This window comes from Geodermatophilus sp. SYSU D00698 (assembly GCF_054050335.1).
Map to the genome: position 1 here is coordinate 138,707 of NZ_JBJGZD010000006.1, position 15,456 is coordinate 154,162.

The 15,456-nt window shown below is 75.5% G+C and carries 14 protein-coding genes; 5 read left to right on the top strand and 9 right to left on the bottom strand.

The features are described from left to right. Nucleotides 1-44 precede the first annotated feature (44 nt). Nucleotides 45-467 carry a hypothetical protein gene (locus ACI8AB_RS07805; protein ID WP_387989916.1) on the top strand — a complete coding sequence of 141 codons (423 nt, stop codon included), beginning with the start codon at nt 45-47 and terminating at the stop codon, nt 465-467. Here ACI8AB_RS07805 and ACI8AB_RS07810 read toward each other — a convergent pair. Continuing rightward, nucleotides 455-1,726, bottom strand: coding sequence for a M18 family aminopeptidase (locus ACI8AB_RS07810; RefSeq protein WP_456949638.1), 1,272 nt, complete (start codon nt 1,724-1,726; stop codon nt 455-457). The two genes, ACI8AB_RS07805 and ACI8AB_RS07810, sit on opposite strands and share 13 nt — an antisense overlap. An 80-nt stretch (nt 1,727-1,806) precedes the next feature. Here ACI8AB_RS07810 and argG point away from each other — a divergent pair, with 80 nt between their 5' ends. Next, nucleotides 1,807-3,255: an argininosuccinate synthase gene (gene argG, locus ACI8AB_RS07815; protein ID WP_456949639.1), complete on the top strand. Its 1,449-nt coding sequence runs from the start codon at nt 1,807-1,809 to the stop codon at nt 3,253-3,255. 73 nt (nt 3,256-3,328) lie between these two features. Here argG and ACI8AB_RS07820 read toward each other — a convergent pair whose 3' ends face one another. After that, nucleotides 3,329-3,736: a VOC family protein gene (locus tag ACI8AB_RS07820; RefSeq protein ID WP_456949640.1), complete on the bottom strand. Its 408-nt coding sequence runs from the start codon at nt 3,734-3,736 to the stop codon at nt 3,329-3,331. A 22-nt stretch (nt 3,737-3,758) separates the two neighbouring features. On the opposite strand from ACI8AB_RS07820, the gene ACI8AB_RS07825 reads away from it, so the two are divergent. After that, entirely contained in the window at nt 3,759-4,664 is a 906-nt protein-coding gene (locus tag ACI8AB_RS07825; protein WP_456949641.1) for a pentapeptide repeat-containing protein, read from the top strand. On the opposite strand, the gene ACI8AB_RS07830 is transcribed toward ACI8AB_RS07825, so the two are convergent. From ACI8AB_RS07830 to ACI8AB_RS07845, 4 genes are read right to left on the bottom strand one after another with little or no spacing between them, the layout of a single operon-like run. Then, nucleotides 4,585-5,043, bottom strand: coding sequence for a hypothetical protein (locus ACI8AB_RS07830; RefSeq protein ID WP_456949642.1), 459 nt, complete (start codon nt 5,041-5,043; stop codon nt 4,585-4,587). The genes ACI8AB_RS07825 and ACI8AB_RS07830 overlap by 80 nt on opposite strands. 38 nt (nt 5,044-5,081) lie before the next feature. After that, nucleotides 5,082-5,480: a hypothetical protein gene (locus ACI8AB_RS07835; protein WP_456949643.1), complete on the bottom strand. Its 399-nt coding sequence runs from the start codon at nt 5,478-5,480 to the stop codon at nt 5,082-5,084. After that, the gene (gene pntB, locus ACI8AB_RS07840; protein WP_456949644.1) at nt 5,477-6,901 is read right to left on the bottom strand and encodes a Re/Si-specific NAD(P)(+) transhydrogenase subunit beta; all 1,425 of its coding nucleotides are present in this window, start codon (nt 6,899-6,901) and stop codon (nt 5,477-5,479) included. Before pntB ends, ACI8AB_RS07835 begins: the two co-directional genes overlap by 4 nt. Before the next feature lie 5 nt (nt 6,902-6,906). Next, nucleotides 6,907-8,451 (bottom strand): Re/Si-specific NAD(P)(+) transhydrogenase subunit alpha, encoded by a 1,545-nt coding sequence (locus tag ACI8AB_RS07845; RefSeq protein WP_456949645.1) that lies wholly within the window; start codon nt 8,449-8,451, stop codon nt 6,907-6,909. Between the two features lie 289 nt (nt 8,452-8,740). Between ACI8AB_RS07845 and ACI8AB_RS07850 the strand changes: the two genes are divergently transcribed. Both ACI8AB_RS07850 and ACI8AB_RS07855 read left to right on the top strand, forming a co-directional pair. After that, nucleotides 8,741-10,801 carry a putative bifunctional diguanylate cyclase/phosphodiesterase gene (locus ACI8AB_RS07850; protein ID WP_456949646.1) on the top strand — a complete coding sequence of 687 codons (2,061 nt, stop codon included), beginning with the start codon at nt 8,741-8,743 and terminating at the stop codon, nt 10,799-10,801. Further along, a complete protein-coding gene (locus ACI8AB_RS07855) occupies nt 10,798-11,619 on the top strand; it encodes an HDOD domain-containing protein (RefSeq protein WP_387989944.1) in 822 nt (273 codons plus the stop codon). Before ACI8AB_RS07850 ends, ACI8AB_RS07855 begins: the two co-directional genes overlap by 4 nt. A 30-nt stretch (nt 11,620-11,649) precedes the next feature. On the opposite strand, the gene ACI8AB_RS07860 is transcribed toward ACI8AB_RS07855, so the two are convergent. The 3 genes from ACI8AB_RS07860 to ACI8AB_RS07870 form a co-directional block, all read right to left on the bottom strand. Next, nucleotides 11,650-12,897, bottom strand: a complete 1,248-nt coding sequence (locus tag ACI8AB_RS07860; protein WP_456949647.1) for a serine hydrolase domain-containing protein — start codon at nt 12,895-12,897, stop codon at nt 11,650-11,652. Nucleotides 12,898-12,988: 91 nt separating this feature from the next. Beyond that, nucleotides 12,989-14,140, bottom strand: a complete 1,152-nt coding sequence (locus tag ACI8AB_RS07865) for an acyl-CoA dehydrogenase family protein (RefSeq protein ID WP_456949648.1) — start codon at nt 14,138-14,140, stop codon at nt 12,989-12,991. A 7-nt stretch (nt 14,141-14,147) separates the two neighbouring features. Then, the gene (locus ACI8AB_RS07870; protein ID WP_456949649.1) at nt 14,148-15,323 is read right to left on the bottom strand and encodes an acyl-CoA dehydrogenase family protein; all 1,176 of its coding nucleotides are present in this window, start codon (nt 15,321-15,323) and stop codon (nt 14,148-14,150) included. Nucleotides 15,324-15,456: the final 133 nt, after the last annotated feature.

Sequence of the window (15,456 nt, forward strand, 5' to 3'; positions counted from 1 at the left end):
TCCGGTTCCCGCCCACCGGGGCGGGCGGGCCGGGGGAGGTGCGCGTGAGCGAGTCCGAGGACAGGCCCCGCGACGGCGGGCTGGTGGCGCGGTCGGTCGAGGAGTTCGTGGCGCAGCTGCGCGGCTTCACCGACCGGGCCACCCGGCTGGCCGCCGGCGCCGTCCCGTCGGGGCTGTCGCTGCCGCGGCTGCCCTCGCCGCCCGGGGCGATGTCGGCGGCGCAGGTGCGGTCGATCGCGTCGTCGGTGCGGGCGCAGCGGCAGCTCGTCGAGGGTCTGGTGGGCCAGTTGCAGGCCTTCGACGAGCAGCTGGCGGTCTTCGAGCGGATCCTCGAGCCGCTCGTCGAGTGGAGCGGCACCTGGGCGCGGCTGGAGGAGTCCTTCGCCGACGTCCTCCGCCGCTCCCCGTCGGACCGGCCGGCCGACCGGCCCACCGGCCAGGAACCGCCGCCCGCTCAGTCCTCGTAGCAGGCGGTCAGCGCGGCCACCACCAGCGGCACGTCGAGCGCGGAGGCGAGCTCGCGGCAGGAGTGCATGGCCAGCATCGGCGCGCCGACGTCGACGGTCGCCACGCCCAGCCGGGTGGCGGTCAGCGGGCCGATCGTCGAGCCGCAGGGCAGGTCGGCGCGGGAGACGAAGTACTGCACCGGCACGCCCGCCTCGGCGCACCGCTCGGCGAACCAGCCGCTGCCGGCCGCGTCGGTGGCGTAGGCCTGGTTGGCGTTCACCTTCAGCACCGGGCCGCCGCCGAGCTGCGGGGTGTGGGCGGGCTCGTGCCGGTCGTACCGGGTCGGGTGGACGGCGTGCGCCGTGTCCGCCGAGACCAGCCGGGACCGCGCGAGCGTCCGGGGCAGCGCCTGCGGGTCCGCGGGGTCGGTGACGGCGACCAGCCGGCGGACGACGTCCTCCAGGAAGCTGCCGCGCGCCCCCGACATCGAGCCGCTGCCCACCTCCTCGTGGTCGTTGGCGACCAGCACCTGGGTGCGCTCGCCGGGTGCCGCGCCGACCAGCGCCGTCACGCCGGCGTGGCAGCTGGCCAGGTTGTCCAGCCGCGGCGCCGCGACCCACGTGCCGTCCGCGCCGGCGGGGGCCGCGGGCTGGGTGTCGGCCAGCACCAGGTCGTGCCCGACGACGTCGCCCGGCGATCCCCCGACGGCCGCGGCGAGCGCCTCGGTGAGCCCGGGCTCGGTGTCCAGGTCCCGCGACCAGACGGGGACCAGGTGCCGCTGCGGGTCCAGCGTCAGCCCCTCGCGCACGCTCCGGTCGAGGTGGACGGCCAGCGACGGCAGCCGCAGCGGGGCGCCGTCGAGCCGGACCAGCGCGGTGCGGCCGCCGCGCAGCACCACCCGCCCGGCGACGGTCAGCTCCCGGTCCAGCCAGGTGTGCCACAACCCGCCGCCGTACGGCTCGACGCCGACCAGCCGGTAGCCGGCCTGCCGGACGTCGGACCGCGGCCGGACCCGGAAGGTGGGGGAGTCGGTGTGCGCGCCGACCAGCCGCATGCCGGCCTCGGCGAGCGGGGCGCTGCCCAGCCGGAACGCGACGAGGCTGCCCTGCCGCACCACGAAGTGCGCCCCGCCGGGGGCGAGCCGCCACGCGTCGGCCTCGGCCAGCTCGGTGAACCCGGCGGCGGTCAGCCGGCGGGTGAGCTCGGCCACGGCGTGGAACGGGGAGGGGGCGGCGTCGACGAGACCGCGCAGGTCGTCGCCGAGGGAGAGGTCCGGCACGCCTGCGATCCTGCCCCACGGGCCGGGCGCCCCGACCCCCGCCCGTGAATGGTCATGCGCGGACGTGCATAATCTCTCTCGTGTCCAAGGTGCTCACGTCCCTGCCCGTCGGCGAACGCGTCGGGATCGCCTTCTCCGGTGGTCTCGACACCTCCGTGGCGGTCGCCTGGATGCGCGACCGGGGCGCGGTCCCCTGCACCTACACCGCGGACATCGGCCAGTACGACGAGCCCGACATCGCCTCGGTGCCCGGCCGGGCCACCGCCTACGGCGCGGAGATCGCCCGGCTGGTCGACTGCCGCGAGGCGCTGGTCGAGGAGGGCCTGGCGGCCCTGACCTGCGGGGCGTTCCACATCCGCTCCGGCGGGCGCAGCTACTTCAACACCACCCCGCTCGGCCGCGCGGTCACCGGCACGCTGCTGGTGCGCGCCATGCTCGAGGACGACGTCCAGATCTGGGGCGACGGCTCGACGTTCAAGGGCAACGACATCGAGCGGTTCTACCGGTACGGCCTGCTGGCCAACCCCTCGCTGCGGATCTACAAGCCGTGGCTGGACGCCCGGTTCGTCGAGGAGCTGGGCGGCCGCAAGGAGATGTCGGAGTGGCTGACCGCGCACGGCCTGCCCTACCGGGACAGCGCGGAGAAGGCCTACTCCACCGACGCCAACATCTGGGGTGCCACCCACGAGGCCAAGCGGCTGGAGCACCTCGACGCGAGCATCGAGATCGTCGAGCCGATCATGGGCGTCCGGTTCTGGGACCCCGCCGTCGAGATCGAGACCGAGGACGTGACGATCGGCTTCGCCAACGGGCGGCCGGTCTCGGTCAACGGCAAGGAGTACGCCTCCGCCGTCGACCTCGTGCTCGAGGTGAACGCGATCGGCGGCCGGCACGGGCTGGGCATGTCCGACCAGATCGAGAACCGGGTCATCGAGGCCAAGAGCCGCGGCATCTACGAGGCGCCGGGCATGGCGCTGCTGCACGCCGCGTACGAGCGGCTGGTCAACGCCATCCACAACGAGGACACCCTCGCCACCTACCACACCGAGGGCCGGCGGCTGGGCCGGCTCATGTACGAGGGCCGGTGGCTGGACCCCCAGGCGCTCATGCTGCGGGAGTCGCTGCAGCGGTGGGTCGGCATGGCCGTCACCGGCGAGGTCACGCTGCGGCTGCGGCGCGGGGAGGACTGGTCGGTCGTCGACACCACCGGCCCGGCCTTCAGCTACCACCCGGACAAGCTGTCGATGGAGCGCACCGAGGACCCCGCCTTCGGCCCCACGGACCGGATCGGCCAGCTGACCATGCGCAACCTCGACATCGCCGACTCCCGCGCCAAGCTCGAGCAGTACGCGCGGCTCGGCATGGTCGGCGGCGGGGCCGAGCCCGCCGTCATCGGCGCCGCGCAGGCGGCCGCCACCGGGCTGATCGACCGGATGACCGAGGGCGGCGCGCAGGCGATCGCCGGCCGCACCGCCCCGGTCGACGACGAGGCGCTCGACCGCGCCGCGATGGAGTCCGGCACCGACTAGGGAGGGACCCCGTCCTCCTCGCCCCTCGCAGGCTCGGGGCGAGCCTCTGGACGGGGCCGTCCCCGCACGCCGCTCACACGTTCGCGTCTCGACCCAGGGGGCGGAGGTCCACCCGGAGCGGGTGGTCGGCGGGGACCTCGACGAGCACGATCGCCACGCCGTCGGGGTCCTCGACCGTCGCCTCCAGCAGGCCCCACGGCATGCGCCCGGGCTCCGCGACGACGGGGACGCCGGCCCCGGCCAGCCGCGCCACCTCGGCGGCCAGGTCGCGCACCTGCACCCACAGCGCCAGCCCGCGCGGGCGCTGGTCGGCCCGGCCGGACACCTCGAGCAGGCCGTTGCCGAGGAAGAACACCAGCCCGCGGTGCCCGGGCGGGCCGAACTCGCGGTGCACGGCCAGCCCGAGGACGTCGCGGTAGAACGCCTGCGAGCGCTCGGGGTCGGTGGGCCGCAGGAGCACGCGGCTGCTCAGCACGTCCATGCCCGCGGCATACCCTCGGCCGGTGACCCCTCCCGCCCCGCCGGCGGCCGCCCCCGCCGACCGGCGGCGGGACCTGGCCGCCGACTGCTCGTCCTGCGCCGGGCTGTGCTGCGTGCTGCCCGCCTTCGCCGCCTCGGCCGACTTCGCCATCGACAAGCCGGCCGGCCGGGCCTGCCTCCACCTCACCGCCGACGCCCGCTGCGGCATCCACGCCGACCTGCGGCAGCGCGGCTTCCCCGGCTGCACGGTCTTCGACTGCTTCGGCGCCGGCCAGCGGCTGGTGCAGGCCGCCGCCGTCGAGCACCCGGCCGCCGACCCCGGCGTCGCGGCGGCGTTCCCCGTCCTGCGGCAGCTGCACGAGCTGCTCTGGTATCTCACCGAGGCGGCCGCGCTGCCGCTGCCGGCCGGTCTGCACGGGGAGGTCACCGCGGCGCTCGGGCGCACGGAGCGGCTGGCCGCGGGCCCACCGGCCGAGCTGGCAGCGGTCGACGCCGGAGCGGTCCGCGGGGAGGCGGGGGAGCTGCTGGGCCGGGTCAGCGCCGCCGTCCGCACCGGCGGGCGGGACCGGCGCAACGCCGACCTGGTCGGCGCCGACCTGCGACGGACCGACCTGCGCCGGGTGAGCCTGCGCGGCGCCTACCTGATCGGCGCGGACCTGCGCGGGGCCGACCTCACCGGCACCGACCTGCTCGGCGCGGACCTGCGCGCGGCCGACCTGCGCGGCGCCGACCTCAGCGGTGCGCTGTTCCTCACCCGCCCGCAGGTGGCCGCCGCCCGCGGCGACGCCGGCACCCGCCTGCCCGCCGTCCTCGGGCGCCCGCCGCACTGGACGGCGGCCGCGGCGACCGTCAGCCCGCCGCGTCCGCGTCGTCGGGGCGGTCGTCGGGGCGCTCGTCGGGGCGGCCGCGGCGGCGCAGCAGGCCGGTGACGCCGGCGACCCGTGACTGCGCCTGACGCAGCGTCGCGATCATCGGCATCAGGTCCTCGTCGATGGTGCGGATGATGTCCGGCACCGCATCCACCGCGGGGTCGTCGAGCACCCGCCCGACCCGCTCCAGCCCCGGCTTGAGTGCCCGCACCGGCTCCTCGAGCTCGCCGACCAGCCCCTCCAGCCGCTCGGCGGTGCGTTGCGCCGACGAGATGGCCGACGTCGCCGTCGAGGTCGCGGCGATGAGCTCCCGGACAGCGGCGTTGAGGTCGGTCAGGGTCCGCGGCAGCTGGGCCAGCGCCTCGGTCTGCGTCTGCAGGAGCGTGAGCAGCTCCGTGAGGCCGGGGATCTTCGGCATGCCGAGGCGGAAGGGGTCCACGTCGTCCACCGTCGCGCCCGGGCCGACCACGCCGCAACTCAGCCCGGCAGCACCTCGCGCCAGCGCCGTCCGGCCGCGCGGCCGTCACGGACGTCGGCCAGCCCGCGCAGCGCGTCGAGGTCGGCCAGGACGTGCGGGGGCAGCGTCCCGGTGAGCACCCCGACGGTGCCCACCGACGACGCCAGCACCGACGGCTGCGGCGGCGGCATCCCGTTGGGTCGCACGAACGTGACCTTCCACCGCTGCCCGGCCGCCGACAGCCTCAGCCCGCCGCCGAACCACCACCACGGCCACGAGACGTCGGTGACCGCGTCGAGCGGCACGTCGAACACCGGGGTGTCGCCGACGAACGCCAGCCCCCGCCCGTCGGTGGCCAGGAAGCCCGGCACGTTGCGCAGCCCGCCGATCAGCCAGGCCGGGCTGACGAGCACGTTCACAGCGCCCGCAGGATGTCCTCGACGCGCTCGCGCGCGTCGCCGAACAGCATCCGGGTGTTCTCGCGGAAGAACAGCGGGTTCTGGACACCGGCGTAGCCGGTGCTCATCGACCGCTTGAACACGACGACGTGCTCGGCCTCCCACACGTGCAGCACCGGCATGCCGGCGATGGGGGAGCCCGGGTCCTCGGCCGCGGCCGGGTTCACGGTGTCGTTGGCGCCGATGACCAGCACGACCGACGTCTTCGGGAAGTCGTCGTTGATCTCGTCCATCTCCAGGACGACGTCGTAGGGCACCTTCGCCTCGGCCAGCAGCACGTTCATGTGCCCGGGCAGCCGCCCGGCGACCGGGTGGATGCCGAAGCGCACCGGCACGCCCTTGTCCGACAGGGTGCGGGTGAGGTCGGCGACGGCGTTCTGCGCGTGCGCGACCGCCATGCCGTAGCCGGGGGTGATGACGACGCTGTCGGCGTCGCGCAGCAGCTGCGCGACCTCCTCGGCGGTGGTCTCGGTGTGCTCGCCCTCGACCGTGCCGGTCCCGGTGGTGCTGCCCTCGTTGCCGAAGCCGCCGGCGATGACGGAGATGAAGGAGCGGTTCATCGCCTGGCACATGATGTAGGAGAGGTAGGCACCCGAGGAGCCGACCAGCGCGCCGGTGATGATGAGCAGGTCGTTGTCGAGCAGGAAGCCCGACGCCGCCGCCGCCCAGCCGGAGTAGCTGTTGAGCATCGAGACGACGACCGGCATGTCGCCGCCGCCGATCGAGGCGACCAGGTGCCAGCCCAGCGCCAGCGCCAGCACGGTGACCGCGGCGAGCACGCCCAGGCCGGGCGAGACGACGAAGACGACGGTCAGGACGGCGAACGCCGCGAGCGCGCCCAGGTTCAGCGCGTTCTTGCCCGGCAGCACCAGCGGGTTGCTCCTGATCCGCGCCGACAGCTTGAGGAACGCGACGATCGAGCCGGTGAAGGTGACCGCGCCGATGAAGACGCCGATCGCGACCTCGGCGGAGTGGATGCCGACCGGCAGGCCGAGCTCCTCGGCCTCGCCGGCCCCGCCTCCTGACGACCCGGCCCCCTCGACCGACAGGTAGCCGTTCCAGCCGACCAGCACCGCGGCCAGGCCGACGAAGCTGTGCAGCAGCGCGATGAGCTCGGGCATGCCGGTCATCTCGACGATGCGCGCCCGCCACAGGCCGATGGCCGCGCCGAGGGCCATGGCGACGGCGATCAGCCCGACGGCGAGCGCGTCGCCGTCGCGCCAGGCCAGCCCGACGGTGGCGACCAGGGCGACGGCCATGCCGGCGATGCCGTAGGCGTTGCCCGCCTTGGCGGTCTCGTGCCTCGACAGGCCGGCCAGGCTCAGGACGAACAGCAGGCCGGCGACGATGTAGGCCGCGGACGCGGCGCTGGTGGCGGTCATGGCGGTCAGGCCCTCCGGAACATGCCGAGCATGCGGCGGGTCACCGCGAAGCCGCCGAACACGTTGATGCTGGCCAGCAGGACGGCGAGGAACGCGAGCACGGTGACCACGGTGCTGACGTGGCCCAGCTGCAGCAGGGCGCCGACCACGATGATCCCGGAGATCGCGTTGGTGACGCTCATCAGCGGGGTGTGCAGCGCGTGGTGCACGTGCCCGATGACGTAGAAGCCGACGACGACGGCGAGGGCGAACACCGTCAGGTTGCCGATGAGCTGGTCGGGGGAGAAGGCGGCCAGCAGGAACAGCAGCGCGGCGGCCAGGCCCACCAGCGCGGCCCGCCGCTGGGGCGTCGGCGCCTTGCTCTCCGGTGGCGGCAGCGGCGCCGGTGGCGGCGCGGCGGCGGCCGGGGCGGCGGAGACCTGCACCGGCGGCGGGGGCCACAGCAGCTCGCCGTCGCGGGTCACGGTCATCGCCCGCTGCACGACGTCGTCCGTGTCCAGGACCAGCCGCCCGTCCTTGCCGGGGGTGAGCAGCGTGAGCAGGTTGACCAGGTTGGTGGCGAACAGCTGCGAGGCCTGCGCCGGCAGCCGGGCAGGCAGGTCCGTGTAGCCGATGATCGTGACGCCGTTCGGGGTCACCACCACCTCGTCGGGCACCGAGCCGGCGACGTTGCCGCCCTGCGCGGCGGCCATGTCCACGACGACCGACCCCGGCTTCATGCTCGCCACCATGTCCTCGGTGAGCAGCCGGGGTGCCGGGCGGCCGGGGATGAGCGCGGTGGTGATGACGACGTCGACGTCGCGGGCCTGCTCGGCGTACATGACGGCGGCCCGCGCGTTGAAGCTCTCCGACGTCACCGACGCGTAGCCGGTGCCGCTGCCGGCGGCCTGCTCCTCCTCGTCGGCCGGCACGCCGACGTACTCGCCGCCCAGCGAGCGCACCTGCTCGGCGACCTCGGGCCGGACGTCGGTGGCCCGCACGATCGCGCCCAGGCTGCTCGCCGCGCCGATGGCGGCGAGCCCCGCGACGCCGGCGCCGGCCACGAAGACCTTGGCCGGCGGCACCTTGCCCGCCGCGGTGACCTGCCCGGTGAAGAACCGGCCGAAGGCGTGCGCGGCCTCGACGACGGCCCGGTAGCCGGCGATGTTGGCCATCGAGGACAGCACGTCCAGCGACTGGGCCCGGGAGATGCGGGGGACGGCGTCCATCGCCAGGGCGGTGACGCCGCGGGCGGTCAGCGCGTCGAGCAGGTCGGGCGCCAGGGCCGGGGCCAGCAGGCTGACCAGCACCGCGTCCGGGCGCAGCCGGGCGACCTCGTCGAGGGTCGGGGCGTTGACGTGCAGGACGACGTCGGCGCCCCACGCCTCGGCGGCCGAGCCGATCCGCGCGCCGGCGGCGACGTAGGCCTCGTCGGGGCAGCTGGCCGCCTCCCCGGCGCCGGACTGGACGAGGACCTCGTGGCCGAGGGCGCACAGCCGGCCGACGCTCGCGGGGGTCGCGGCGACCCGCGTCTCGTTCCGCCGGGTCTCTGCGGGCACACCGATGAGCACGCGCACTCCAACGACAGCTCGGGCCGGCGTCGTTGCCGGCGGGCCTGGGTGGTGCTGCGGGGGAGGCGGGCTCTCGCCACCCCGGGGCTGCATGGTGACAGGCGCACCCGGCATCCCTCGCCCCCCGGGACCCGATCGTGACGCGGATCGCAGGCGGCCCGGACCCACCCCTCGGGGTGAGGGGACGGCGTCCCCGGCTGCAGTCCGGCCCCGCCGGTGCCGACGCAGCGGGGGTGTCCCCGTGCGGGGACACCGACCGTGCAGGCCGACGCAGTCGAGGAGGACGCCCGTGCCCGCCAGCCCGCCCGTCACGGGTCCGGCCGGTGCCGTGACCCCGGAGGTGGTGGCCGCGGTCTTCTCCGCGGCGGCGGGGGGCGAGGGGACCGCCCTGCTCGTGGCCGAGACCATCGGGGACGCGCCGCGGGTCACCTGGGCCAACGAGGGCGCCGTCCGGCTGCTCGGTCCCGCCCCGGAGGACCTCGCCGGGCGGCCGGTCACCGACCTGGTCCCCACGCTCGCCGCCGGCGAGCTCCCGCTGCTGCTGCGCCGCGAGCACACCTCCCGGCTGGCCCTGCCGGTCCGCACCGCGGACGGCGGCCTGACCGACGCGGTCGTGCGGGCGACCCCCGCGCCGGCCGGGGACGCGTGGACGCTGGCGATCACGCCCGGGGCCGGGAACGCCGACCGGGTGTCGCGCGCCGGCGCCGACGCCGCCGAGCGCCGCTTCGCCACCCTGAGCGAGCGCTCGCCGGTCCCGACGCTGCTGTCCGAGCAGGGCATGCGGCTGGCGCACGTCAACGACGCGTTCTGCCGGCTGGCCGGGCGGCCCGCCGAGGTCCTGCTGGGCACCGGGTGGACCGGCTGCGTGCACGAGGACGACCTGGGCGCCGTCGTGGAGGTCGTGGCCGCCGTCCTCGAAGGCGGGGACGGCGAGGTGCTGGCGCGCCTGGTGCGCCCCGACGGCACCGAGCGGACCACCGTGCTGCGCTTCGGGCACGTGTTCACCCCGGGCGCGGGCGCGGGCTTCCTCGGCACCGTCGAGGACGTCACCGACCGGATGGCGTTCGAGGCGCGGCTGGCGCACCAGGCCCAGCACGACCCGCTGACCGGCCTGCCCAACCGCACCCTGCTCGACCAGCACCTCGCCGGCCGGTTCACCGCCGGCGGCGGCCTGGCCTGCCTGTTCCTGGACCTCGACGACTTCAAGGTGGTCAACGACTCCCTCGGCCACGAGGCCGGCGACGAGCTGCTGGTGGAGGTCGCCGGGCGGCTGCGCGCCACGGTCCGCCCCGGCGACCTGGTCGCCCGCTTCGGCGGGGACGAGTTCGTCGTCGTCTGCGAGGACGTCGACGAGGCCGACGCCGCCGCGCTGGCCGAGCGCATCGTCGCCGCGCTCGCGGTGCCGGTGCACCTGGCCGGCGTGCGGTTCCGGCCGCACTGCAGCGTCGGCGTCACCGTGCAGGCCCCCGAGCACGCCGACGCCGCGGACCTGGTCCGCGACTGCGACATCGCCATGTACCAGGCCAAGGCCGGCGGCAAGGGCCGGGTGCGGGTGCTGGACCGCGCCGGCCGCGCCGAGGCCCGCGACAAGCTGCGGCTGGTCGCCGACCTGCGGGACGCCATCGAGCAGCGGCGGATCGGCCTGCACTACCAGCCCATCGTCTCCGCCGCCGACGGCTCGCTGGAGGCCGTCGAGGCGCTGGCCCGCTGGGTGCACCCCGAGCGCGGCCCGATCAGCCCCGCGACGTTCGTGCCGCTGGCCGAGGAGAGCGGGCTGGTGGGCGCGCTCGGGCTGCTGGTCCTCGACGAGGCGTGCCGCCAGGTGGCCGAGTGGGACCGCACGCTCGGCGCGGCCGCGCCGCCCCAGGTCAACGTCAACGTCTCGGCGCTGCAGCTCGACGCCGGCCTGCCCGGCGAGGTGGTCGCCGCCCTGGACCGGCACGGCGTCGCCCCGGCCCGGCTGTCGATCGAGATCACCGAGTCCGCGCTCATGACCGACCCCGCCGCCGCCCGTGCGCTGCTGCAGCGGCTGCGCGACCTCGGGGTGGCGCTGGCGATCGACGACTTCGGCACCGGCTACTCGTCGCTGGCCTACCTGCGCCACCTGCCGGTCGACTGCCTCAAGGTGGACCGGTCCTTCGTGGCCGAGCTCGCCGACGGGCACGTCGAGATCGCCAGCGCCGTCATCGCGCTGGCCCGCAGCCTGGGGCTGTCCACCGTCGCCGAGGGCGTGGCCACCTCCGCCCAGGCCGTGGCGCTGCGCCAGCTCGGGGCCACCTACCTGCAGGGCTTCTCCCTGGCCGAGCCGATGGACGGCGCGGCCGTCGCCACCTGGGTGGGTGCCCGGTGACCGCGGTGCCCCTGTCCCGCCCCGCGGTGGACCTGGACCGGCTGCTCGCCGGCATCGACACCATGGCCGCGCAGCACCCGGTCGCCGCGCAGGTGGTGGCCGTCGCCAACACCGAGGACGCCAGCGCCCGCACCCTCGCCGACGTGCTCGCCGCCGACGTCGCCCTGGCCGGCCGGGTGATGAAGCTGGCCAACTCGGCCTACTTCGGCATGAGCGGGCGGGCGACGACGCTGCAGTTCGCCGTCACCGTCATCGGGTTCACCGCGGTGCGCACCATGGCGACGGTGGCGCTGACCTGCCTGGACGACGAGTCGCAGCTGCCCGACCGGTTCTGGGAGACCAGCACCGGCATCGCGCTGGCCGCCTCCGCGCTGGCCCCGCGCTTCGGCAGCCGGCCGCAGGACGCCCTGTGCCTCGGGCTGCTCGCCCAGGTCGGCGTGGCGCTGCTGCACGCCGCCGACCAGGAGGGCTACCGCGAGCTGGCCGCCGGTCAGCGTCCCTTCGCCGCCCGGCGGACCGCGGAGGTGTGCCGGTACGGCATCTCCGCGCTGCGGCTGTCCGCGGTGGCGCTGGAACAGTGGGGCTTCCCGCCGGCGATGGTCGCGCCGCTGGCCGCCGTCGACGACCCCACCTCCGCCGAGGGCACGCTGCTGCGGGTCGCGTTCGAGCTCGGCGCCCGCCACGCCGACCCGGAGCACGTGCCGGTGCCGGTCGAGCGGCTCAGCGGCGGGCTGCTGCGCGAGGACGGCGTCGCGGCCGTGCTCGACCAGGTGCGCGCCGACGCCGAGGACCTGCGCCGCGCCATCGTCGGCGACTGAGGGGGCGCCCCCCTGCAGGGGGCCGCCCGCTCAGCCCACCCGGTCGGCGACGTCGCGGAGCACCGCCGGCCAGTCGTCGACGCCCTCCTCGCGGCCGAGCCGGACCACGACGACGTCGGTGGCCGGGTCGACGTAGACGTACTGGCCCTTGTTGCCGCGGGCGTAGAACCGCCCCTCGCGCTCGGTGTCGACCCACCACCAGTACTGGTAGTGCTCGGCCGGGTCGGCGGAGGTGTCCCGGGCGGTGGCCTCGGCGACCCACGCGGCGGGCACGACCTGCCGGTCGCCGGCGCGGCCCTCCCGGGCGAACAGCAGCCCGAACCGGGCCCAGTCCCGCGCGACGGCGTTGAACCCGCTCTCCATCTTGGGGAACCCGCCGGCCGTGCTGTCGGCGCTCCAGCTCGCGTCCGCCTCGGCGCCCATCGGGCCCCACAGCGCCTCGGCGGCGAAGTCCTCGACCGGCTCGCCGACGGCGCGCTCGAGCACCAGGCCCACGAGCAGCGGGTTGTAGTTGCAGTACAGCCACTCCCGCCCCGGCTCCTGCGCGACCTCGGCCGACAGGGCGAGCCGCCGCAGGTCGACGTCGTAGTAGGTGAGCGCGTCGTCGCTCCAGGGCAGGCCCTCCTCCTCGTAGGACAGGCCCGACGACATGGTCACCAGGTGCCGCAGCGTGATGGCGCCGAAGCGAGGGTCGCGGTCGAGCAGCTCGGGGACGTGGTCGGTGACCGGGTCGTCCAGGCCGCCGATCGCGCCGCGGTCGATCGCCAGCCCGACCAGCGTGGACAGCACCGACTTGGCCACCGAGAACGACGTCATCGGCGTCTCCCGGGTGCCGCCGGCGCCGTACCGCTCGAGCAGCACCTCGTTCCCGCGCAGCACGACGAAGCCCGTGGTCTGCGTGCGGTCCAGCAGCGCGGCGAGGTCCTCGGTGCCGCCGCCGGGGACGGTGACCTCGTCGAGGACGCCGGCGGGAAGGGAGCCGGCGGTCAGCGGCAGCGGGGTGCCGCCGGCCGGGACCGGCAGCTCGGGGAACCGGAGCCGGTCGTCGACGTCGGCGTCCATCCACACGATCGCGCGGGCGATGCCGGAGGAGTCCAGGGACGCCCGCGCCCACACCTGCAGCCCGCCCGCCGCGACGGCCAGCCAGGCGAGGACGGCGACCAGGACGGCGGCGAGCCGCCCGCCACGGCGGCCGCGGGCGCGGCGCCGGACCAGCCGCGCCGCGGCCCAGGCGAGGACCGTCGCGAGCACGGCGGGGACCAGGAGCCAGGCGAGCACCCGCCGGACCCTAGGTGGTCGGCCGGCGGGAACGGCAGCGGCCGGCGCCCCCGCGGAGGGGACGCCGGCCGCCGGCTGCTGCTGCGGGGGGTCAGCCCGTGTACGGGGCGCCCAGCGGGTCGACCGTCGGGTAGGAGTCCACGGCCGACGCCAGCCGGTCGGCGGCCCAGTCGCCGTCGCCGAGCAGGTGGTCGATCGCGGTCAGCCGGCTGGTGTAGTGGCCGACCGAGTACTCCGCGGTGACGCCGATGCCACCGTGCAGCTGGATGGCCTCCTTGCCGACGTGCCGGCCGGCGCGGCTGGTCTGCAGCCGGGCGCGGTCGGCGGCGGTGACGACGTCGCCGCCGGTGTCGGCCACCATGCTGGCCCACAGCGCGGTGCTGCGGGCCAGCTCCAGGGACACGTACATGTCCGCCGCGCGGAAGGTCAGCGCCTGGAACCGGTTGAGCGTGACGCCGAACTGCTTGCGGGTCTTCAGGTACTCCGCGGTCGTCCTGAGCGCGGTGTCCATCGCCCCGACGGCCTCGGCGCTGTAGGCGATCCGGGCCAGGGCCTGCGCCCGCTCGACGTCGGCGGTGCGGTCCGCGGTGCCCTCGCCGAGCAGCTCGGCCGGGGTGCCGTCGAGGGTGACGTTGGCCGCGCGGGTGCCGTCGTGGGTGCGGTAGCCGGTGCGGGTCAGACCCTCGGCGTCGCCCCGGACGAGGAACAGCGCGGTGCCGCCCTCGGTCACGGCGCTGACGACGAGGACGTCGGCGCGGGCGCCGCCCGGCACCGGCTCCTTGACGCCGGTCAGCCGCCAGGTGCCGCCGTCCTGCGTGGCGGTCACGGCCGACGCCGCCGGGCTCCACCGGGTGCCGGGCTCGGCGTGCGCGAACGCGAGCACGCTTCCGCCCTCGGACAGCGGCCCGAGGACCGCCGCCCGCTGCTGCGCGGTGCCCACGGCGGCGACGAGGCCACCGGCCAGGACCACGGCCTCGACGAACGGCTCGGGCGCGAGCACCCGGCCGATCTCCTCGGCCACCAGGGCCACCTCGATCGGGCCGGCGCCCATGCCGCCGTCCTCCTCGGCGAAGGGCAGCCCGAGGACGCCCATCTCGGCCAGCTGCGCCCAGGTCTTCTCGTCGAAGCCGGGGTCGGTGGCGACCACCTGGCGGCGCCGCTCGCTGTCGCCGTAGGCGCGGCCCAGCAGGCCCGCGACGGCCTCGCGGAGGTCGTTCTGCTCGCTGTCGTACTGGAAGTCCACTGCTAGCTCACAGCCCCAGGATCGTGCCGGCGATGATGGTCCGCTGGACCTCGTTGGAGCCCCCGTAGATGGAGACCTTGCGGTAGTTCAGGTACTCCGGCGTGGCCACCCGGGCCCACTGGGGGACCTGCGAGCCGCCGTCGGCGAAGGACGCGACCGACAGCGGGCCGGCGATGTCGACCAGCAGCTCGGTGGCGGCCTGCTGCAGCTCCGAGCCGCGCAGCTTGAGCACCGAGGAGGCCGGGTGCGGCTTGCCGTCGGCGGAGTTGGCGACCACGCGCAGCGCGGTCAGCTCCAGGGCCAGCAGCTCGTTCTCGAGCTCGGCGATGCGCGCGGTCAGGCGCGGGTCCTGCGACAGCGGCCGGCCGGCGACGACGACCTCGCGGGCGTGCTCCTTGGCCTGGGCGATGAGCTTCTTGGTGGCGCCGACGCGAGCGATGCCCACGCGCTCGTTGCCGAGGAGGAACTTGGCGTAGTCCCAGCCGCGGTTCTCCTCGCCGATCAGGTTCTCGGCGGGCACGCGGACGTCCTCGAAGAAGACCTCGTTGACCTCGTGGCCGCCGTCGATCAGCTGGATCGGGCGGAGGGTCACGCCCGGGGTGTCCATCGGGAAGACCAGCATCGAGATGCCACGCTGCTTCTTCTCCGCGGTCGGGTCGGTGCGGACCAGGCAGAAGATCCAGTCGGCGTACTGGCCGAGGGTGGTCCACGTCTTCTGGCCGTTGACCACCCAGTCGTCGCCGTCGCGGACGGCGGTGGTGCGCAGCGAGGCGAGGTCGGAGCCGGCGTCGGGCTCCGAGAAGCCCTGGCACCACCAGATGTCGAGGCTCGCGGTCTTGGCCAGGAAGCGCTCCTTCTGCTCCTGGTCGCCGAACGTCGCGATGACCGGGCCGATCATGCTGGCGTTGAAGGCGAGCGGCTCGGGGACGTTGGCGAGCTGCATCTCCTCGCGCCAGATGTGGCGCTGCAGCGGCGTCCAGTCCCGGCCGCCCCACTCGACCGGCCAGTGCGGCACGGCCAGGCCGGCGGCGTTGAGGACGCGCTGGGCCTCGACGTACTGGTCGCGGGTCAGGTGGCGGTGGGCCGCGACGGTGTCGCGGATCTCCTGCGGCACCTGGGTGGTGAAGAAGGTGCGCATCTCATCCCGGAAGGCCTCCATCTCCGGGGAAAGCTGCAACCGCATGGGACCTCTCTCCTGACGGCGGTGTGACGCCGTCTCGACGTGTTCCTCGACGATCCCACATTCGTTACCGATCAGTAGATCCGGCTCTCGGAGCGTGGGACGGGTGGGGCGGGACGTGCCCCGGGCCCCGGGT